This is a genomic window from Roseovarius sp. (genome assembly GCF_965277045.1).
In the GTDB taxonomy this organism is placed as follows: Bacteria; Pseudomonadota; Alphaproteobacteria; order Rhodobacterales; family Rhodobacteraceae; genus Roseovarius.
On sequence record NZ_OZ255712.1, the window covers coordinates 170,475 to 189,569 of the forward strand.

18 protein-coding genes are annotated in these 19,095 nt (G+C 65.2%); 14 read left to right on the forward strand and 4 right to left on the reverse strand.

Features of this window, described 5'->3' with window-relative positions; all coding sequences use genetic code 11:
* Positions 1 to 3: 3 nt before the first annotated feature.
* Positions 4 to 537: a lipocalin family protein gene (locus tag ACQY4V_RS00905; RefSeq protein WP_428515076.1), complete on the reverse strand. Its 534-nt coding sequence runs from the start codon at positions 535 to 537 to the stop codon at positions 4 to 6.
* A 79-nt stretch (positions 538 to 616) separates the two neighbouring features.
* Between ACQY4V_RS00905 and ACQY4V_RS00910 the strand changes: the two genes are divergently transcribed.
* Positions 617 to 1,087, forward strand: a complete 471-nt coding sequence (locus tag ACQY4V_RS00910) for a DUF1203 domain-containing protein (RefSeq protein WP_428515077.1) — start codon at positions 617 to 619, stop codon at positions 1,085 to 1,087.
* A 9-nt stretch (positions 1,088 to 1,096) separates the two neighbouring features.
* On the opposite strand, the gene ACQY4V_RS00915 is transcribed toward ACQY4V_RS00910, so the two are convergent.
* Complete coding sequence (locus ACQY4V_RS00915; protein ID WP_428515078.1) at positions 1,097 to 1,861, reverse strand: SDR family oxidoreductase; 765 nt, start codon at positions 1,859 to 1,861, stop codon at positions 1,097 to 1,099.
* A gap of 76 nt (positions 1,862 to 1,937) precedes the next feature.
* Positions 1,938 to 2,849 carry a 3-keto-5-aminohexanoate cleavage protein gene (locus tag ACQY4V_RS00920; RefSeq protein WP_428515079.1) on the reverse strand — a complete coding sequence of 304 codons (912 nt, stop codon included), beginning with the start codon at positions 2,847 to 2,849 and terminating at the stop codon, positions 1,938 to 1,940.
* Positions 2,850 to 2,924: 75 nt separating this feature from the next.
* Here ACQY4V_RS00920 and ACQY4V_RS00925 point away from each other — a divergent pair, with 75 nt between their 5' ends.
* The 13 genes from ACQY4V_RS00925 (at position 2,925) to ACQY4V_RS00985 (ending at position 17,885) form a co-directional block, all read left to right on the forward strand.
* Entirely contained in the window at positions 2,925 to 3,869 is a 945-nt protein-coding gene (locus tag ACQY4V_RS00925; protein ID WP_428515080.1) for a GlxA family transcriptional regulator, read from the forward strand.
* A 31-nt stretch (positions 3,870 to 3,900) separates the two neighbouring features.
* On the forward strand, positions 3,901 to 5,154 hold the full coding sequence (locus tag ACQY4V_RS00930) for an NAD(P)/FAD-dependent oxidoreductase (RefSeq protein ID WP_428515081.1): 1,254 nt from the start codon (positions 3,901 to 3,903) through the stop codon (positions 5,152 to 5,154).
* 162 nt (positions 5,155 to 5,316) lie between these two features.
* Positions 5,317 to 5,775 carry a (2Fe-2S)-binding protein gene (locus tag ACQY4V_RS00935; protein ID WP_222449177.1) on the forward strand — a complete coding sequence of 153 codons (459 nt, stop codon included), beginning with the start codon at positions 5,317 to 5,319 and terminating at the stop codon, positions 5,773 to 5,775.
* 1 nt (position 5,776) lies between these two features.
* Positions 5,777 to 7,975 (forward strand): molybdopterin cofactor-binding domain-containing protein, encoded by a 2,199-nt coding sequence (locus ACQY4V_RS00940; RefSeq protein WP_428515082.1) that lies wholly within the window; start codon positions 5,777 to 5,779, stop codon positions 7,973 to 7,975.
* Between the two features lie 482 nt (positions 7,976 to 8,457).
* The gene (locus ACQY4V_RS00945) at positions 8,458 to 8,649 is read left to right on the forward strand and encodes a hypothetical protein (protein WP_428517322.1); all 192 of its coding nucleotides are present in this window, start codon (positions 8,458 to 8,460) and stop codon (positions 8,647 to 8,649) included.
* A 326-nt stretch (positions 8,650 to 8,975) separates the two neighbouring features.
* Positions 8,976 to 10,427 (forward strand): glycosyltransferase family 2 protein, encoded by a 1,452-nt coding sequence (locus ACQY4V_RS00950; protein ID WP_428515083.1) that lies wholly within the window; start codon positions 8,976 to 8,978, stop codon positions 10,425 to 10,427.
* A 12-nt stretch (positions 10,428 to 10,439) separates the two neighbouring features.
* Entirely contained in the window at positions 10,440 to 11,351 is a 912-nt protein-coding gene (locus tag ACQY4V_RS00955; RefSeq protein ID WP_428515084.1) for a glycosyltransferase family 2 protein, read from the forward strand.
* Positions 11,348 to 12,388, forward strand: a complete 1,041-nt coding sequence (locus tag ACQY4V_RS00960) for a glycosyltransferase family 4 protein (protein WP_428515085.1) — start codon at positions 11,348 to 11,350, stop codon at positions 12,386 to 12,388. The genes ACQY4V_RS00955 and ACQY4V_RS00960 overlap by 4 nt, the downstream gene beginning before the upstream one ends.
* A gap of 17 nt (positions 12,389 to 12,405) precedes the next feature.
* Entirely contained in the window at positions 12,406 to 14,457 is a 2,052-nt protein-coding gene (locus tag ACQY4V_RS00965) for a catalase (protein ID WP_428515086.1), read from the forward strand.
* Positions 14,454 to 15,491 carry a glycosyltransferase family A protein gene (locus ACQY4V_RS00970; protein ID WP_428515087.1) on the forward strand — a complete coding sequence of 346 codons (1,038 nt, stop codon included), beginning with the start codon at positions 14,454 to 14,456 and terminating at the stop codon, positions 15,489 to 15,491. Before ACQY4V_RS00965 ends, ACQY4V_RS00970 begins: the two co-directional genes overlap by 4 nt.
* Positions 15,488 to 16,579 carry a hypothetical protein gene (locus ACQY4V_RS00975; RefSeq protein WP_428515088.1) on the forward strand — a complete coding sequence of 364 codons (1,092 nt, stop codon included), beginning with the start codon at positions 15,488 to 15,490 and terminating at the stop codon, positions 16,577 to 16,579. The genes ACQY4V_RS00970 and ACQY4V_RS00975 overlap by 4 nt, the downstream gene beginning before the upstream one ends.
* The gene (locus ACQY4V_RS00980) at positions 16,576 to 17,298 is read left to right on the forward strand and encodes a PIG-L deacetylase family protein (RefSeq protein WP_428515089.1); all 723 of its coding nucleotides are present in this window, start codon (positions 16,576 to 16,578) and stop codon (positions 17,296 to 17,298) included. The genes ACQY4V_RS00975 and ACQY4V_RS00980 overlap by 4 nt, the downstream gene beginning before the upstream one ends.
* Entirely contained in the window at positions 17,295 to 17,885 is a 591-nt protein-coding gene (locus ACQY4V_RS00985) for a class I SAM-dependent DNA methyltransferase (protein ID WP_428515090.1), read from the forward strand. Before ACQY4V_RS00980 ends, ACQY4V_RS00985 begins: the two co-directional genes overlap by 4 nt.
* Here the strand turns inward: ACQY4V_RS00985 and ACQY4V_RS00990 are convergent.
* Entirely contained in the window at positions 17,867 to 18,655 is a 789-nt protein-coding gene (locus ACQY4V_RS00990) for a Crp/Fnr family transcriptional regulator (protein ID WP_428515091.1), read from the reverse strand. The two genes, ACQY4V_RS00985 and ACQY4V_RS00990, sit on opposite strands and share 19 nt — an antisense overlap.
* Positions 18,656 to 19,095 lie beyond the last annotated feature (440 nt).

A 19,095-nucleotide genomic window follows, 5' to 3' on the forward strand; every position in this document is an offset into this window, starting at 1 on the left:
TCGTCATCTCATCCTGATTTGCGAGGTGTCATAGCCATTGAAATCCAGGATCTCCGCCGCCGCCCGCAGGCGGTCCGCCCCGCCTTCGGGGCGGCGGTCGAGGATCCAGCCATAGCTGCCGTCCGGCGTTCCGATCGCCGCCGTGCGGAAATCGTCGTCCACCCACACGACCCACATCTGCCGCGGCGCTTCGCCGTCGCGGGTCAGCTGCCAGCGGTTCTGTCCCAGCGGCCTGGCCTGCCAGATCCCGGTGTCGCTTTCGCAATCGCCGGACAACAGGCACGCCTCGGTGCGGAACTCCACCGCCTCCTGGCCGCGCAGGTCTGGCAGCAGGGTCACCATCGCCAGCCCGCCGTCGCCCGGGAAATACCCGCGCACGAACCACGGCCCGCCCATGTCCTGCATCCCGTTGCCGCGCGTCGTGACCGACAGCGGCTGACCCGTGTCGCGGAAGGATCCGTCGGGCGCCATGGGTCCGCCGCCGCAGCCCGCCAGCATCAGCAAGCCTATGCCTGCTCCGATCACGTGTTTCAGCATCGCATTCTCCTTTCCGCAATATCCGGATCGCCTCGCCCGCCGGACGCGGCAAGACTGTCCCGGGTAAAGGAGACACATGATGAGCATACAGTTTCAACCTCTGCCGACCGATCAGGTGCGGCACCTGCGCGGAAACCTGCGCGATATCCACGACCAGCCCATCGAGGCGCTGGTGTCCGACGGCACGGGAACCCCATGCCGCCATTGCCTGCGAACCGTCCCGGACGGGAAGCGCTATCTCGTTCTGGCATGGCGCCCGTTCCAGGGATTGAACCCCTATACGGAAACCGGGCCGATCTTTCTATGTGCAAATGACTGCGAAGCGGCCTCACTGGCAGACACATTGCCGCCGATGCTGACGGCGCCGACCTATATCGTCCGGGGCTACACATCTGACGAGCGCATATGCCCGGGCACGGGTCAGGTGACCGCGACGCCGCAGATCCGAACCTACGCGGCGCGCTTGCTGGAGAACCCGAAGGTCGCGTTCGTCGACATCCGCAGCGCGTCGAACAACTGCTTCCTGTGCCGGGTCGTGCGGGCCGAATAGGGCGCATGGTCATGGCACCAGCGTTTCCGTGTGGCCGTCCACCGCCATCACCTGCCCAGAGATCTTGGACGCGCCCGGCGAGGCGAGAAACAGCACCATGTCGGCCAGATCGTCCGCCGTGACCCAGCTGCGCAGGCTGACGCCCTTGACGTATTGCGCGCGCACCTCGTCCTCGGTCTTGCCGCTGGCGGCTGACTCCATCGCCACGACACGGTCCATCCGGTCGCCTTCCACGGCTCCGGGGGCGATGGCGTTCACCCGCACGCCCGCCGGGCCAAGCTCCATCGCGAGGGTCTTGGTCAGGCCCACCAGCGCCCACTTGGCCGAAGAATAGGGCGAGCGATAGGGATACCCCCATTGCCCCGCCGTCGAGGTCGTCAGAACGATCAGCCCGGACCCCTGCGCCCGCATCACCCGCGCGGCCCAGCGGCAGGTCAGGAACGACCCGTGCAGGTTGACCGCGACGCACTGCTGCCACGCGGCATAGTCGAGGTCTTCGATCAGCCCCGCCTGTCCGCCGGTCCCGGCATTGGCACAGACCACGTCGGCCCCGCCCCATTCACCTTCGACCTGGCCCAGAAAGGCGTCCATCTCGGCCTCGTCGGTGACATCGGCCTGCTGCGCGATAAGCGACGGATTCGCGTCGGCCATCGCGGCGACTGCCACCGGGTCGGCGTCACAGATCGCCACGCGGTCGCCCTCAGTCAAGAACCGCTCGGCCAGCCGCTTGCCGATCCCGGACGCGCCGGCGGTGATGACCACGCGGCGGCTCATGGCCGGGTCGTCCGACAGGCGCAAATGGCACCGACGCGATGCCACCCAAATACCGACGCGATACCGACAGCCATTTTCAGACCGGCGCCCGCTTCGTCAGCCCCAGTTTCTTGCGCACGTCTTCCGGTCCGATCACGCGGGCCCCCAGCCGCTCGATGATCTCTTTCGCCCGCGCGACAAGCTGCTCGTTGGTGGCCAGCACACCCTTGTCCAGCATCAGGTTGTCTTCCAGCCCGACGCGCACGTTGCCCCCCGCCAGAACCGAGGCCGCGACATAGGGCATCTGGTTCCGCCCCAGCCCGAAGGCGCTGAAGGTCCAGTCCTGAGGCACATTGTTGACCATCGCCATGAAGGTATTCAGGTCGTCCGGCGCGCCCCACGGCACGCCCATGCACAGCTGCACCAGCGCGGGGCTGTCCAGGACGCCATCGCGAACAAGTTGTTTTGCATACCACAAATGGCCCGTGTCGAAGGCCTCGATCTCGGGCTTCACGCCCAGCTCGGTCATCATCCGGCCCATCGCCGTCAGCATGCCGGGCGTGTTGGTCATGACGTAATCGGCCTCGGCAAAGTTCATCGTGCCGCAATCCAGCGTGCAGATTTCCGGGCGGCATTCGGCCACATGCGCCACCCGCTCGGTGGCACCGATCATGTCGGTCGCGTCCTCTTTCAGCGGCAGCGGATTTTCGACATCGCCGAACACCATGTCCCCGCCCATCCCCGCGGTGAGGTTCAGCACCACGTCGACCTCCGCGTCCCGGATGCGTTCGGTCACTTCGCGGAACATCTTCACATCGCGCGACGGTACCCCGGTCTCGGGATCCCGCACATGGCAATGCACCACCGCCGCACCCGCTTTCGCCGCCGCTATGGCGCTCTCGGCGATCTGTTGCGGGCTTCGCGGCACGTGCGGGCTCTTGTCCTGCGTTCCACCCGATCCGGTCACGGCACAGGTGATGAAAACCTCTCGGTTCATGGCAAGTGGCATGGTGGTCTCCCTTTTCGTTAACGAGATCATATCGCGCTGGCTCTGCCACTGAGTTTGCGGTAATTGACAAAAATCATGCCAGAATGGACAAAATCAGCACTTCAGCCAACCCGGATCGGGTTTCTGCTGTTCGACAGGTTCTCCAACCTGTGCCTGGCCAATTGCATCGAGCCTCTGCGCGCCGCCAATACGGTCGGCCCGAAGCCGATCTTCGACTGGACGGTACTCAGCCTTGATGGTGGGCCGTCGCGGTCCTCCAGCGACATCGAGATGATCGCCCGCGCCTCGGTGACCGCGATGCCGAAGGTCGATTACCTGTTCGTTGTGGCCAGCTACGGTCACGAGGCGCATGATAGCCCGCGCACCCGCAGGCGGTTGCGGGACGCCGTTCACCACGCCGACGTCGTCGTGGGATTGGACGCAGGCCCGTGGCTGCTGGCGTCGGCAGGGCTGTTGGATGGACGCCGGGCAACGGTGCACTGGGACCTTCTGGACGCCTTCACCGAACGGTTCCTCACCGTGGATGCCGAGCAGGCGCGCGTGCTGCGGGACGGAAACGTGATTACCTGTGCGGGGGCCATGTCTGCGCTCGACCTGACCCTGGATTTGATCGCGCAGCATGCCGGCATGGCGGTCCGGCTGGATGTTGAGGCGCTCTTTCTGCACGGCGAGCCGCCGGTGGGGCGGGAGAGGACCACGCAGGTGGTCGACCCGCTGGTGCGCCGCGGCTTGCAGGTGATGCGCGACACGGTGGAGAAACCGCTTTCCCTGGAACAGCTTGCGGTGCGTTTGTCCTGCCAGCCCCGGACACTCGACCGCCGGTTCCGCGCGCGGCTGGGGACGTCTCCTGGCAAGGTCTATCGACATCTGCGCCTGGCCGCCGCGCGCAAACTGATCGAGGACAGCACGCTCGGCATTGCCGAAATCGCCATCCGCTGCGGGTACGACTCGCCGTCCTCCATGACCCGTGCCATCCGGCGACAGTATGGCACCACGCCCCGAATGCTGCGATCCCATTGACAGCGTAGAAGGCGCCGCTAAAGCTGCGCTGATGACAGGCAAGACATGCAATGTTGCGGTGATCGGCGCCGGCATCGTGGGGGTGTCCACCGCGCTTTGGCTTGCGCGCGAAGGGCATACCGTCACCCTGATCGACAAGGCCGGCCCGGGCGAGGCGACGAGTTTCGGAAACGCGGGACTTCTGGCGTCCGCGGGCACACTGCCTGTGCCCGGCCCCGGGCTCTTGCGCAAGGCGCCGCGCATGGCACTGGATCCGCGCGAACCGCTTTATATCAGGTGGCGGCACTTGCCCGCTCTTGTGCCCTGGCTGATGAAATACCTGCGCCACGCGACGGCGGATGCGGCCAAGACCCGGGCGGACGCGATCCTGCCCCTGATCGGTGACAGCCTGGCCGATCACCAGGCTCTTGCGGCGGGAACCGAAGCCGAAAAATACGTCGTGCCCTGCGACTATCTCTATGGTTACGCGACCCGAAAGGCATTCGATGCGGATAGGTTCACCTGGGATATCCGCACGGCGCAGGGGTTCGAATTTTCGGTGATGGATCTCGATGCCTTGCGTGCTTACGACCCGATTTACGGGGACGCGATCGGATGTGCCGCCCGTATCGCGAACCATGGGCGCATTTCGGATCCGGGTGCGTACGTCAAGGCACTGGCAAAGGCCGCCGAACGCCTTGGAGTTCGGCTGATCCGCGATGAGGTCAAAGCGATCGTCCGCGCCAATGGGGAAGTCACCGGGGTGCGACTTACAGGCGAAACGCTGGCGGTCGACACGGCGGTTGTCACGACCGGCGCATGGTCGAAACCCCTGACCGAGTCGCTAGGCATCGCAGTTCCCTTGCATCCCGAAAGTGGCTTCCACATCGAGCTTTGGGAGCCGTCGCAGATGCCGCGGTCGCCCCTGATGTTCTCGGCGGGCAAGTTCGTGCTCACACCGATGGATGGCAGGATCCGGCTGGCCGGAATGGTCGGCTATGGCGGGTTTGACGCGCCGCCGCCCGAGGCGCCCTACCGCATGTTCATGAGTCACCTGAAAGCGGCGCTGCCGGGTCTGACATGGCGCGAATCCACGCGTTGGATGGGCCATCGCCCGGCGGTCTCGGACTCGCTTCCGCTGATCGGGGCAGTGCCGGGTGTTGCCGGGGCCTATACGGGCTTCGGCCACGATCACGTGGGGCTGACCGCCGGGCCCAAGACCGGCCGACTGTTGGCGCAGATGATCTCGGGCGCGCGCCCGAATATCGACGTTGCCCCCTTCGCGCCGGACCGTTTCACGCGCTGACTCGCCCCGGGCGCTGTGCGAAATTGAACGCAGGTCTGTGCGGGGCGATGCGCTCGTATCGACTTTTGAAGATCCGCTCTAACTCGTAGATTGTGACAACAAGGCGCGGTCCTCGCGCCCGTTTGACGTTCCAGCGACTGCCAACAGGGATAGGAGCCAGACATGACGACATTTACGCTCAACGGAAAAGAAACCCAGATCGACGCAAGCCCGGATATGCCCCTGCTTTGGGCGCTGCGCGACGAACTGAACATGACGGGCACCAAGTACGGATGCGGTGTCGCCTCCTGCGGGGCGTGCACGGTGCATGTCGACGGCGTTCCGACGCGGTCCTGCCAGACTTACCTGGGCGACCTTGAGGGCGCGACGGTCACCACGATCGAAGGCGTGGAAAGCGAGGCTGCGAAGGCGATCCAGGAAGCATGGGTCGAACTTCAGGTGCCGCAATGCGGCTACTGCCAATCGGGGCAGATCATGTCGGCTTCCGCGCTCTTGGCCGAAACGCCCAAGCCCACCGACGAAGACATCGACACGGCGATGGATGGCAACCTGTGCCGCTGCGCGTCCTATGCCCGTATCCGCAAGGCCATTCACCGGGCCGCAGAAATCATGGAGGCGTAAGATGAGACTGATCGACAAACGCGACCTGATACCCGCCACACGCGCGCTGACCACGACGCGGCGCGGATTCCTGACCCTGTCCGCCGGTGCCGCAGGTGGCCTTCTGCTGGGGGCCGCCGTGCCGGTGCGCGGTCTGGCCCAGTCCGGTGCAGAGGGCGACATGCTGGTCACGCCCTTCGTTCATGTCATGCCCGACAACACCGTGCTGGTGCTCAGCAAGCACCTCGACATGGGGCAGGGCACGGCCTCGGGTCTTGCCACGCTGGTGGCCGATGAACTGGATGCCTCGATGGACCAGATCACGACGGATTTCGCGCCGTCCAACCCCGAGGTTTACGCCAACACCGCGTTTGGCGTGCAGGGCACGGGCGGGTCCACCGCCATGCCCAACTCTTGGGAGCAGTACCGCAAGGCCGGCGCAACGGTCCGGGCGATGCTGGTCAATGCGGCTGCAAGCGAATGGGGCGTCGACGCCTCCGAGATCGGTGTTTCCGACGGCAAGCTGTCGGCCGGGGAAAACAGTGCCACTTTCGGCGAACTGGCGAGCCTCGCGGCCAGCCAGCAACCGCCCGAGGACGTTGCGCTGAAGGCGCCCGAGGACTGGGTCTATATCGGCAAGTCCTTTGCCCGCGTGGACGTGCCGCAAAAGACGCAAGGCAGTGTCGGCATGTTTGGTATCGACCAGCAGCCCGAGGGCGGGCTGGTTGCCGTCACGGCGCGCCCGCCGCGGTTCGGCGCAACCCTGGCCTCGATGGACGCGGCCGACGCTAAAGCGATGGATGGCGTGCATGACGTGCTGGAAATCCCGCAAGGCGTCGTCGTGGTGGCGGAGACCACGTGGAAAGCAATGCAGGCGCGGGACGCGCTGGCGCTGGAATGGGCCGAAGGTTCGGGCGAGACCCGGGGGACGGACGCCCTGATGGAAGAGTTCCGCGCGCTTCTGGACAAGCCCGGAAATCCGGCAGAGCCAAAGGGCGACGCCGCCGCCAAGCTGGAGCAGGCCGAGAAAGTCATCGAGGCGGATTACGTTTTTCCATATCTGGCCCATGCGCCGATGGAGCCGCTGGACATGACCGTGCTCTTCGACGGCAGTTCCGCCCAGTTCTGGGGCGGCTCGCAATTGCAGACCGTGGATCACGGCACCGCAGCCTCGGTCCTCGGGCTGGAAATGGGGCAGGTGCAGGTGCACACCAAGTGGGGCGGCGGGTCCTTCGGGCGTCGTGCCACGGGGGACGCACACCTGGTCGCCGAGGCTGCCACCATCGGCAAAGCCTGGCTGGACGCCGGGCATGACGCGCGGCCCATCAAGCTGGTCTACACCCGCGAGGATGACATCAAGGGCGGCTACTATCGCCCTATGACGATGCACCGGGTGCGTGCTGGCCTCGATGCCGACGGCAACATCTCGGGCTGGGAGCATCGCATCGTGAGCCAGAGCATCGCCAAGGGCACGCCGTTCGAGCAATACATGGTCAAGGAAGGCGTCGACGACACCACGATCGAGGGTATTCACCCCACGCCCTATGCGATTCCCGACCTATCGGTCGACGTGCATCACCCGGATGTCGGCGTGCCTGTCCTGTGGTGGCGCTCGGTCGGGCATACGCACACCGCCTATGTCATGGAAACCATGATGGACGAACTGGCCGAGGCCGCCGGGCGAGACCCGGTCGAGTTTCGCCTGTCTTACCTGGGTGAGGACGCGCGGCTGGCAGAAGCGCTGAAACTCGCGGTCGAAAAGGCCGGAGAGTCCGGGCCGGAAGGCACGCATCGTGGGATCGCCGTGCACAAGAGCTTTGGCAGCTACGTGGCCGAAGTGGCCGATGTGCGACTGCGTGAAGACGGCACGATAAAGGTCGTGAAAGTGACTTGCGGCGTGGATTGCGGCGTTCCCATCAACCCCGACAACATCGTAGCGCAGGTTGAGGGCGCCTTGGGGTACGGTCTGTCGTCGATCCTGCGAGAGCAGGTCACCCTGACCGATGGCGAGGTGGACCAATTCAACTTCCCCGACTACACGCCGCTGCGGATCTCGGACATGCCAGAGGTGGAGGTGCATATCGTGCCCTCGACCGAGGCGCCCACGGGTATCGGTGAACCCGGCACCCCGCCCATCGGCCCTGCCGTGGCCAATGCGGTTTACAAGGCGACGGGCGAACGGGTGCGCAGCCTGCCGATGTCGCAGCACGGCCTGGCCTGACGACGCCGTTCGTAAGAAGTCAGAAAGGGGCGGCAACGCCCCTTTTTTCGTTCCGGCGAACTGCGTTGGACCTTCTGGCGATCCCGCGAGGACCCGACCCCCGAACCTGCTGACTGGAAGTCTCTCGACCCGTGGTGTTTGCAGTTTCAACTTCCCGCGAAATGAAAGCTATGTGAAAGCTGAAATGCCAAACCGGACAAAGCTGACGAAGGCGATAATCGATAAGTTGGAGCCGAATGGCAGCATTTATGCTGTTCGGGATACCGAGTTGACGCGATTTCCACGCAGGATTGAAGAATACGCCCTGTGGGGCAAATCGTCTTCTCGCCATGTTCTCCAAGGTTTTCAATTTCGTACCGGACGAACGAGAGTGGATCGCACGCAGCGATCACCCTGTGAAGGATTCAAAAGGTCTCAAGGAGTAAAAACGAAAGCGCTATCTCGCCCAGGCTGAACTCGCACGGCTGGGACAGTCGGCCGTCATACGTGGGGCGGCTTCTCTTGACGTTGTCCGCTTCCATGATCTGCGTCACCCTTTTGGACGAGTGGGCGCGCGCGTTGGAATGTCGCTTCCCTTGGTTGGTGCACTCCTGGGTCATCGTAAGGCAGCGACGACCGCGCACGACGTGCACCTTTCTGATGATCCCCCATCCCGCTTGAACTCTTCGCTGTAATTGCTTGGACCCATGTCGGTCTCCTCGCCTCAAGGTTAGGCGGCGAAGCGTTTACAAACCCAGGTGCAGCTCACAGAAACCGACCCGGCGCACGGTTTCAGGGCCTTGTCGACGTTGTGATCATCGCTCCGAGGAAACCTCTGCCGGCCTCTCACAGCACCGAAAATCGGATGGGGTGAGGAAGGCAAGAATAGCTCTGCCCACGCCGGCAAAGCGCAAGCAGACCTGCGCGGGATAACAAATGTTGCGGGAACCTTGGGTCGCGTCCGCTGCTTTTTATCACAGCGCTGCCCCCGTTGGCGGCCCGCCTCAGAAGGAACCAAACCATGTCACGACCCGACGGGCGAAGCGCCTTTCTCGGACTGATGGCGCTTGCCATATTGCTGCCGACACTGGCTATTCCACTGGTTGCGTTGGCCGTGCTTGTCCAGGCCATCCTCGGCGCGCTCAACCTCCATGCCGGGCTTGGCCGTAAGTGCCGACGGACCGATACGGCGTCGGGTTTGGTGACGCCGCGACGGCTGCACTTCTCCGTACATCTGGCGACCCATGACGAACCTCCCGCCATTGTCGCGCGCACATTGCGCGCCTTCGCGTCACAGGTTGGGGCGCCGGAGTTCGAGGTCATCGTGCTCGACAACAATACCGCCGATCCGGCGCTCTGGCGCCCGATCGAGACGCTGTGCGAGGAACTTGGCCCCGTATTCCGCTTCTACCATGAAGAGGGCGTCACAGGCGCCAAGGCGGGCGCGCTCAATATCGCGCTTGCGCGGACAGACCCCGCAGCCACGCATGTCGTCATCGTCGATGCAGATTACGAGGTTACGCCCGATTTCCTTGCCATCGCGGTCGAGGAACTGCAGCGCGGCGGTGACGTCTTCATCCAGTTCCCGCAGGCCTATCGGGGCGATGAAGGTGCTGCGCAAGGCCTGTCGCTCGAACTGGCGGATTACTTCCTGCGTCACGCACGGCATGCGGACGTGGCGGGGGCGATGCTGCTGACCGGGACGCTTAGCGTGATCAGCCGGGAGGCATTCGAAGCCGTCGGGGGCTGGAGCGGCCGGACCATCACCGAGGATGCGGAACTTGGCTTGCGCCTGCACCGCATGGGTTATCGCGGGCGGTTCGTGGACCGGATCGTCGGACGCGGCTTGCTGCCTCTCGACCTGGGCGGTCTCAGCTTGCAGCGATACCGCTGGGCAGCTGGCAACATGGACACGGCCCGCGGCGGTCTGGGCGGCTTGCCGGTGCGCACGGCGCTGAAGATATTCGCGCAGCTTACCGCCTGGGCGAACCTTGCGCTGCCCTTCGCCGCGGGGCTGATCGGCGGCGGGGTCGCGCTTGCCCTCGGCCACCAGCCTGACGCGAGCCGCCTTCTGGTGAGCCTGTCAGGGATCGGACTGGCACTGGTCTACCTGTCGGTCTGCCTGCCCATGATCATCGGCATGGTCGCGCGCGCGCGCCCGCCTTTGTGGGTGTGTCTTGCCGCGCTGGCGTCCCGGATCGCGATGATCCTGCCGTCGGCACTGGGAACGATGGATGCCCTCATGGGCCGGTCAGGCAGTTTCCGGCGCACTGCGAAGGACGTGACGCAGGCCACCGATGCCGTCGGCCCAATGCTGCCGACCCTTGTCTTCTGCGCGGTTGCCCTGCTGGCCGTCCCGCAACTGCCGTCCGCGGCCATCCTTGGGGCGGTGCTTGTGGCGCTGCCCTATCCGCTGGCGCTCGCCACACGTCGCCGTCTGGTGGCGTACCGCACCGCCCTTTGCCCTGCCTGAGGAGAGACCCGGATGACACCCAGCGTCACGATCATCATCCCGACCCACAATCGCGCCCACATGCTGCCGCAGGCCATCGAGGCGGCGCTGGGGCAGTCGCATCCCCAGACCACGGTGATGGTCGTTGACGACGGATCGCACGACGGGACCGAGGCGATCCTCACGCGATACGCTGACCACCCCCGTTTCGTCGGCGTCAGCCTCGCCGGCAACGTCGGCACCGCGCAGGCGAAGAACGTGGGCATTGCACTCAGCACGACAGACGCCATCACCTTTCACGATTCCGATGACCTGCCACACCGCGACAAGGTCATGCGGCAGGCGCGCGTGCTCGGGAACGAAACCATCGGTGCGCATCCTTCGCTCAACTGGCACCTGTCGGGCCGAGAGCCTGAAACGCCCATCCAGGTGGGGGGCGTACTGACCCATCATGAACTCATCCTGCCGGATGGCGAGCGGGTCGAGATCCGCCGCAGCCTCAGCCTCGTCGATGATTTCTTTCCGAACCTGCAGATGGCCGCCGGGGTGCCGGGGGACTGGACGCATGTGAATTCCGGCCTGTTCCACCGGTCGGTGTTTGACCGGCTGGGCGGCTTCCTGGACTGTATCGAGGAGGACCGGGAATTCCGCAACCGGCTGATCATGGCGGGCGAGGTGCTCTGGGTCATTCCCGAGATCCTGTTGACCAAGATCGAGTCACCGGACGGATTGACCCAGGCGGGTGCGACGGATTACGACAGCCCGCGGCGCATTGCGGATCGTCAGCGCGTCTGGGATGCGGTGGGCCGCTGGTTCGCAACGCGCGAGGTCGATCCGGTTCCCATCGACCTGTCCGGCGTAAGGATGCGGTCCTGCACCAAGCCGGATCTCTGCGACCGCCAATCGCTCGCCCGGATGACGGTGCTTCGGGACCGGGTGGCATGAGCGGCGGCATCACCTTTGTCGACACGCTCGCGCCGCGCGCCTACAGCGGGTCACGTGGGCAATTGAGCGGGCTTGGCGGCACCGAGGCGACAGTGGTGCGCATCGCACAAAGCCTGGCCCCCCGGTTCCGCATCACCGTCCGCCAGTCCGCGCGGCAGGGGCCAGACGCCCTGTCCGGCGGCGTTCGGTATGGCCGGTTCGACATCGGGCGCCCTTTGCCCGAAGCGCCGCGCTTGATCGTTGTGGTCAACTCGTGGAAGATTGCGCCCAAGATGGCGCGCATGCATCCCGACGCGCGGGTCATCGTCTGGCAGCATGTCTTTCCCGGCCGTCACAACCGGGCGCTGGCCCCGGCCTTGCGCGCATCCGGAGTGGAGGTGATATGCGTCTCGGCCGCCCATGCCGAATGGCTGCGCCAATTCCTCGGGACAGGTGCGCCGTCCATCGGCCATATACACAACCCGATCGACGACGATCTTGTCCCCGACGACACGCCCCGCGACCGCGACCTGATGCTGTTCGCCTCCTCGCCCCACAAGGGGCTTGGTCAGGTGTTCCGCCGGTTCGAGACACTGAAGCAACGCGTCCCGTCGATGCGCCTCGTGGTGGCCGATCCCGGCTACCTTGCCTGGCCGACCGGTCCGGCCCCGGCCGGGGTCATCCCGCTCGGAAGGCTCGAAAAGCCCAAGCTGATCAGATGGATGCGCCGGTCGCTGTGCCTGTTCTGTCCGCAGGACCAATTTGCCGAGACCTTCGGACTGGTCATTGCAGAGGCCAATGCCGTCGGTTGCCCGGCGCTTCTGCAGCGCGGCCTTGGCGCAAATGACGAGGTGGCCTCGGACCCCGGACAATGCATCGACAGCGGCGACCCCGACGCGGTCGCCGCCCGGATCGCCGACTGGCGCAGCGCCGTCGGGCGGCGCCCCCTTGCCACCGCACGGACCGAGTTTCGGCTGTCCCACGTGGCCGATCAGTGGGCAGCGCTGCTGAATACCGCTCTGGCAGACCGGCCCCGCCTTCACGCAATGCACGACTGAACAGCAAAGGAATTCCAATGAAAGACGACAGTGATATCCGCAAAGGCAACGGGGGCGAGACCCATCAGGTCGCCAACGATAGCCACGAGACCATGACGACGCAGGTCGGCATGCCGATCTCGGACGACCAGAACACGCTCAAGATCGGACAGCGCGGCCCGCACCTGATCGAAGACCAGGTTTTCCGCGAGAAGATCTTTCATTTCGACCACGAGCGCATTCCGGAGCGGGTCGTTCACGCCCGGGGCTATGGCGCCCACGGCACCTTCGAACTGACCGAGGACCTTTCGGGCCTCACCCGCGCCAGGGTGCTTACCGAGGTGGGCGAGAAGACGGAGGTTTTCGTGCGGTTCTCCACCGTCGCCGGGAACAAGGGATCCCCCGACCTTGCCCGTGACGTGCGCGGCTTTGCGGTGAAGTTCTATACCAAGGAGGGCAACTGGGACCTCGTCGGTAACAATATCCCCGTGTTCTTCATCCAGGACGCGATGAAGTTTCCGGACCTGATCCATGCCGCCAAGCAGGAACCCGACCGCGGCTTTCCGCAGGCGCAGACGGCGCATGACAATTTCTGGGACTTCATTTCGCTGTTGCCGGAAGCCATGCATATGGCGCTTTGGATCATGTCCGACCGGACCATCCCGCGTTCCTTCCGATTCATGGAAGGTTTTGGCGTGCATACCTTCCGGCTGGTCAACGCCGAGAGCAAGTCGAGCTTTGTCAAGTTTCACTGGAAACCCCGGCTGGGCATGCAATCCGTTCTCTGGGACGAGGCGGTCAAGATAAACGGCGCAGACCCGGACTTTCACCGCCGCGACCTTTGGGACGCGATCCAGAAGGGCGATTACCCCCAATGGGATCTGGGTCTTCAGGTCTTTGACGAGGCGTTCGCCGACAGCTTCGATTTCGACGTGCTGGACGCCACCAAGCTGATCCCGGAGGAAGTCGTCCCGGTGCGCCGCGTCGGTACGCTGACGCTGAACCGCATGGTCGACAACTTCTTTGCCGAGACCGAGCAGGTCGCCTTCCAGACCGGCAACATCGTGCCCGGCATCGACCATTCCAACGATCCGTTGCTGCAAGGGCGAAACTTCTCCTACCTCGACACGCAACTCAAGCGGCTTGGCGGGCCGAATTTCAACCACATTCCGGTCAACGCGCCGAAATGCCCGTTTGCCCACCTGCAACAGGACGGCCACATGGCGATGCACAATCCGAAGGGCAGAGTGAATTACGAGCCGAACAGCTTTGGCGAGGGCCCGCGCGAGGACCCCGACCGGGGGTTCACTTCGTACCCGGCCGAGGAGGCGGGGTCGAAGCAACGCGTTCGGTCCGAGACCTTTGCCGACCATTACAGTCAGGCGCGCCAGTTCTACCTCAGCCAGACGGACGTCGAGAAGGAGCACATCGCCGATGCTTTCGTCTTCGAGCTTTCGAAGGTTGGGCGCGTGTCGATCCGCCAGCGCATGGTCGGCCACCTGATGGTCGTCGACGACGACCTTGCCAAAACGGTCGCCGACGGGCTGGGACTTGCCGAGATGCCGGCGCCCGCCGAGCCCGCGCGCAAGGTGGTCGAGACCGAGCCGTCGCCTGCGCTCAGCATCCTCGCCAACCCGCCCGGGAGCTTTGCCGGTCGCAAGCTGGGTGTACTCCTCACCGATGGCATCGACGGCGGGGCCTTTGACGCGCTGAAAAAGGCTGCCGAGGCGGAAGGCGCGCAGGTCACTGTTGTGGCCGAGAAGGTCGGCGGTGTGACCACGGCGCGCGGCAAGACCATCGAGGCGGACGAAAAGCTGGATGGCGCGCCTTCTGTCCTGTTCGACGCGGTGGCGATCCTCACGTCCGAGGACGGCGCGGCCAGGCTGGCAGGCATGCACGGCGCACGCGCATTTCTCGCCGACGCCTTTGCGCACAAGAAGTTCATCGCCCTGACAGCAGAGGCGAAATCCGCCCTCTGGTCGGCCGCGGTGCCGGAGGAGGCCGATGCGGGCGTCTTCGTTCTCGACGTCGCGCCCGAGGACTTCATCGCCGCCTGCAAGGACGTGCGATTCTGGGAGCGGGCGACGTGAACCGCCGGCCTCTTGCCGCGCGCAGCCTTGCGTTCGGCCCGCAGACGCGTTGGCCTGCGGCGATCACGGTCCCGGCCCGGAACGAGGCGGAGCGGATCGTGCCCTGCCTCGAGGCCGCGCGCATGGCCTTGCAGGGTCGCGGTGGGATCGTGGTGGTGGTCAACGGCTCGGACGACGCGACCTTTCCCCGTGCCCAGGACTGGTTCGCGGACACGGGCACGGCGGGGCTGCTGATGGAGCTGGCCGAGACCCCGCCGGGGGGTGTCGGCGCAGTGCGGCGGCAGGCCGTCGCCGCTGCGGCCCCCCGGCTTGCCCGCCACGGCGTGGTGCTCACCACTGATGCCGACAGCCGGGTGTTTCCCGACTGGCTGGACGCCAACCTGTCAGAGCTGACGCAGGCTGACCTGATCTGCGGCTCCGTCTTCCCGGATGCCGACGAGTTCGCGCAATTGCCCCAGATTATCTCGCAGCGCGGCGCCGCCGAGGGCGAGTACGTCGCACTGACCCTCACGCTTCGTGCGCTGATCGACCCTCTGGCACACGATCCCGCCCCGGGCGGGCTTGGTGCCGCGGGCGCCAGCCTTGCGTTCCGGATGCCGCTCTATTCCGATACCGGCGGGATCCCGGCGCTGCCGGGCAACGAGGACCGCGCCTTTGCCACGATCGCTGAGGACCGTGGCTGGCGGGTGCGGCACAGCCAGAAGGTACGCGTCTTGACCTCTTGTCGACTGGACGGGCGTGCGCCGGGCGGCATGGCCGAGGCCCTGGCGCGGCGTATTTCCGATCCCGATCCGCTGGTGGACAGCGCGCTCGAACCTGCCGACCGGACGGTGCAGCGTTTGCGCCTGCGACAGGCACGGCGTGTTGGCGTGGTCCAGTTCGGCGCGGGGTCGCTGCAGGTGGCGCGGATCGACAGGCAATTGGCCGGGTTAGACCGCATCCGGATGCGACTGTCGGACGTCGAGCGCGAATTGCCCCTTCTGGCCGCGGCGGTCTGCGCAGAACAGGCGGACACGGAAAGGCTGACAGCATGAGGAAAGCCCCCGCAACAGCAATTCTGCCGCTGACCGAAGCCGACGCCCTGAAGGCCGTCGCGGACGTTGCGCTGAAGGCTGATGCAGGCCTCTGCGACCTGTCGGGCGACATGCGCCGCCTGGCGGCATCCGGCATCCTGGCCCGGCTCTGCATATTCGAGGGAGACCCACGGGAAACACGCGAGCAGGCCACGTTGCTGCGCCGAATTGGCCGCGCCAGCCTGTCGGTTGGACGCCTGGCCGAGGGGCATATGAACGCCCTCAAGCTGGTCAGCCTCTACGGCACGCCCGAGCAGGTGCGGCGCCACACCAATCTTGCGCGGAACGGGGCGATCTATGGCGTGTGGGGTGCCGACGCCGACCCGCCGGTGAGCGTCATGTCGGAACTTGACGGGCGGCCCCGCATGGCCGGGGGCAAGCGCTTTGCCTCGGGTCTTGGGACGGTCAGCCATGCCGTGGTGACGGCGAAGCATGTCGATGGCCTGCGCCTTGCCATCGCGGAGGTGCGGCACCCCGGACGCGCAGATGTCGCCGCGTGGGACACCTCCGGGATGCGGGCGACGGCCTCGGGCAGTTACGATTTCAACGGTGTCACGGCAGAGGTTCTCGGGGCTGCGGATGACTACCTGCGCGAGCCGCATTTCCAAGGCGGTGTCTGGCGCTATGCCGCCTTGCAGACCGGCGGGCTGGAGGCACTGGCCGAGGAGGTTCGTTGCGCCATCAGCGCGGCGGACGCGCCGGGTGAGGCTCAACTGCACCGGCTGGCCCGGATTGCCAGCCTGGCCCATCGTGCCCGGCTGATCGTCGAGGATGCGGCTGTCCGGGTCGAGGCGCCCGGTGCGGGGCAGGAGGCCGTCGCGCTCAGCCTCGCGGCGCGAGAGGAGGTCGAGGCGGCCTGCCTCGATGGTATCGCACTGGCCGACCGCGCCCTCGGCACCCGGTCCTTCGCCAAAGGTCAGCGGGCGGAGCTGGTCCGCCGCGACCTCGCGTTCTTCCTTCGGCAGGCGGACCTCGACGGCAAGTTGCGGCAGGTCGGCGCGGCGCTGTGCGCGGCCCAGGCCCCGATCGGAGAGGTCTGGGACGGATGATGACCTTCACCGGGATTGTCGCACAGGCCGAGAACGCGCCCCATGTCCAGCTGGCGGATCTGACCGGAGCCGGTGACGTGCTCGTCCTGGCACCGCACCCCGATGATGAATCGCTTGCGATGGGAGGGGCCATCGCGGCGGCCTCTGCCGCCGGCCACCGCGTTCACATAGCGGTCGTTACAGACGGAGCATTGTCGCACCCCAAGTCCAGGGCCTATCCCGCCACCGCCCTGTCAGCCTTGCGCAAGGCCGAGGTCGAGGCGGCGGTCCGGATCCTGACCGATGGACGCGAGATGCCGATCTGGCTGGGTTATCCCGATCAGGGCCTGCGCGATGATCCCGTGTTGTTTTCCGAAGTCGAGACACGGCTGCTTCGCCAACTCGAGAGCGTCACGGCAATCTGGACCACGTGGAACGGCGATCCGCACAGCGACCACCAGCACGTGTGGCGGCTCGCCCGCTGGATGGCGGACCGGCTGGACTGCGCGATGTTCGCCTGCCCGGTCTGGGGCAGGGTGCAGCCTGCCGTGGCCGGTGCGTCCAGCATCGGCCTCAGGCGCTTTCGAACGACAGCGTTCCACGACCTCAAGGCGCGCGCAGTCGCTGCCCATGTGTCTCAGATGACCGGGCTGATTGACGACGACCCGGACGGCTTTCGGATGCCGCAGGACCTCGCCACGCATTTTGTTGTGGCAGATGAGATCTTCATTCCCGCATGAGCCGCGACGCCGCCTCCTTTGACCGTCTCTACCGCGAGACAGCCGACCCCTGGGACTATGAGACCAGCGCCTACGAGGCAGAGAAGTACGCTCGCTGCCTCGCCCTGTTGCCGCCGCGCCGGTTCGCCTGCGCCCTGGAAGTCGGCTGTTCGATCGGGGTGATGAGCGAAGCGATCGCGCGTCGCTGCGACAGCCTTCTCGGGATCGATTTCGCGCCCACGGCAGTCGAAAGGGCCCGCGCAAGGCGTATCCCGGGCGCCCGGTTCGAGGTGGCTGCAGTGCCCGAGGGCTGGCCGGAGGGTCACTGGGACCTGATCGTCCTGTCGGAAGTTCTCTACTATCTTCCCCCCACCGGGCTGGACGAGGTCCTTTGCCGGGTTGTCGACAGCCTCGCGCCCGATGGCGTGTGCCTTGTCGCGGGCTACCTCGGCCCGACGGAAACGACGCTGAGCGCGCGGGAGGTCGAAACACGTCTGCTGGCCGCGCTTTCGGCCCACCGGCCGCATCATGACATCCGCCGCGAGGCAGGGACCAGCTGGATCGCGGCGTCCTTCGTCTGCAACGGCGCTCACTCTTCAGATGAATAGAGGTAGGATGGATCGAAATGCGCCAGGTGATGCAGGAGCGCCCTGTCGTGGATCTCGGCATGTCCGTCCCGGATCGTGCAGGCTCCGCTCTCGCGGAGCTCCCTGCAGACGCGACTGACATGGACCGGGGAGAGACCGGCGATTTCGGCCAGGTCGGTTTGCAGAAGGGGCAGGGGAAGGCGGTCGCCGGTGATCTGTCCCGCTTGCTGAAGTCGCAGGTCCATCTCGCTCACGAAATCTGCCACGGACGCCAATGCGCGCAACCGGCTTGAACGGAAGACCCAATGACGATGTATAGAGGCATCGATCATGGTCAACCCCCACAGTTGCCTTGCATAGCTGGAGGACCGATCAATGATCTGGTCCAACGCCGCGTGTGGGAAGATCGCGATCCGCGCGTCCGTCAAGGCACCGATATCGTGGTCCAGGCGTTTCAGGGGCAAGGTATGCAGGTCGACGAAATCCCCCGGTACATTGATGGAAACGATCGCACTCTGTGGCTCGCCCCTTTGCGAGGCCCGGATATAGCGCGCCATCAGCCCGTCCAGGAGCAGCGCACTGATATCGAGCCTGTCGCCCGCCTTGGAGAGCATTTCGCGTGCGTCAAGCACCCGTATCCCGGAACAGGCGGCGCGCAATAATTGCCAGAGTTCCGGCTCCAGCCGCCGCACAAGGCCTTGACGGTATTGTTCCTTCAAGGCGCTTTCGCCGCCTTTTGAGACTGTCGTCACAATCGAACGTTCCGGCCTGCCAAACCGTTCGCCTTTCATTCATCGCCTCCTGCACGGCAGTCGATCCATCAAGGAACCAGCGATGCTGGACCTTGGGTCACACAATGCAGGTTGAACGCGCCTGCGAGCACACTGTTCCCTTCCGGTTGGGACAACCCGCAAACGAGAAGCGCGTCCTATCTGGAGGGTGGAGAAAAACTTCCCTGAGAAGATGCAAAAGCCACGAAATCACGTGCTTCGAAGCGTCGTACCCAAAGTACTGACGTCATTGGCGATCCCGCGAGGACTCGAACCCCGAACCTGCTGATTAGAAGTCTGAGTGAAGTTCAGTGTTTTCAGTATGCGTTGGAATGAAAGTCGGAGTTTGCTTGGCGTTTCGAAAACGGAAAGACAGTCGATTCTTCCCGAAAGTCTTTCAGCCTTAGGGTGCAATGCGTAATGGCCAAAAAGCTTATGATTGCGGTGACTGTCGACGCTAT

Coding starts and splice junctions, on each gene's coding strand:
- ACQY4V_RS00905 (WP_428515076.1), bottom strand. CDS start 537: ATGCTGAAACACGTGATCGGAGCAGGCATAGGCTTGCTGATGCTGGCG.
- ACQY4V_RS00910 (WP_428515077.1), top strand. CDS start 617: ATGAGCATACAGTTTCAACCTCTGCCGACCGATCAGGTGCGGCACCTG.
- ACQY4V_RS00915 (WP_428515078.1), bottom strand. CDS start 1,861: ATGAGCCGCCGCGTGGTCATCACCGCCGGCGCGTCCGGGATCGGCAAG.
- ACQY4V_RS00920 (WP_428515079.1), bottom strand. CDS start 2,849: ATGCCACTTGCCATGAACCGAGAGGTTTTCATCACCTGTGCCGTGACC.
- ACQY4V_RS00925 (WP_428515080.1), top strand. CDS start 2,925: ATGCCAGAATGGACAAAATCAGCACTTCAGCCAACCCGGATCGGGTTT.
- ACQY4V_RS00930 (WP_428515081.1), top strand. CDS start 3,901: ATGACAGGCAAGACATGCAATGTTGCGGTGATCGGCGCCGGCATCGTG.
- ACQY4V_RS00935 (WP_222449177.1), top strand. CDS start 5,317: ATGACGACATTTACGCTCAACGGAAAAGAAACCCAGATCGACGCAAGC.
- ACQY4V_RS00940 (WP_428515082.1), top strand. CDS start 5,777: ATGAGACTGATCGACAAACGCGACCTGATACCCGCCACACGCGCGCTG.
- ACQY4V_RS00950 (WP_428515083.1), top strand. CDS start 8,976: ATGTCACGACCCGACGGGCGAAGCGCCTTTCTCGGACTGATGGCGCTT.
- ACQY4V_RS00955 (WP_428515084.1), top strand. CDS start 10,440: ATGACACCCAGCGTCACGATCATCATCCCGACCCACAATCGCGCCCAC.
- ACQY4V_RS00960 (WP_428515085.1), top strand. CDS start 11,348: ATGAGCGGCGGCATCACCTTTGTCGACACGCTCGCGCCGCGCGCCTAC.
- ACQY4V_RS00965 (WP_428515086.1), top strand. CDS start 12,406: ATGAAAGACGACAGTGATATCCGCAAAGGCAACGGGGGCGAGACCCAT.
- ACQY4V_RS00975 (WP_428515088.1), top strand. CDS start 15,488: ATGAGGAAAGCCCCCGCAACAGCAATTCTGCCGCTGACCGAAGCCGAC.
- ACQY4V_RS00980 (WP_428515089.1), top strand. CDS start 16,576: ATGATGACCTTCACCGGGATTGTCGCACAGGCCGAGAACGCGCCCCAT.
- ACQY4V_RS00985 (WP_428515090.1), top strand. CDS start 17,295: ATGAGCCGCGACGCCGCCTCCTTTGACCGTCTCTACCGCGAGACAGCC.
- ACQY4V_RS00990 (WP_428515091.1), bottom strand. CDS start 18,655: ATGAAAGGCGAACGGTTTGGCAGGCCGGAACGTTCGATTGTGACGACA.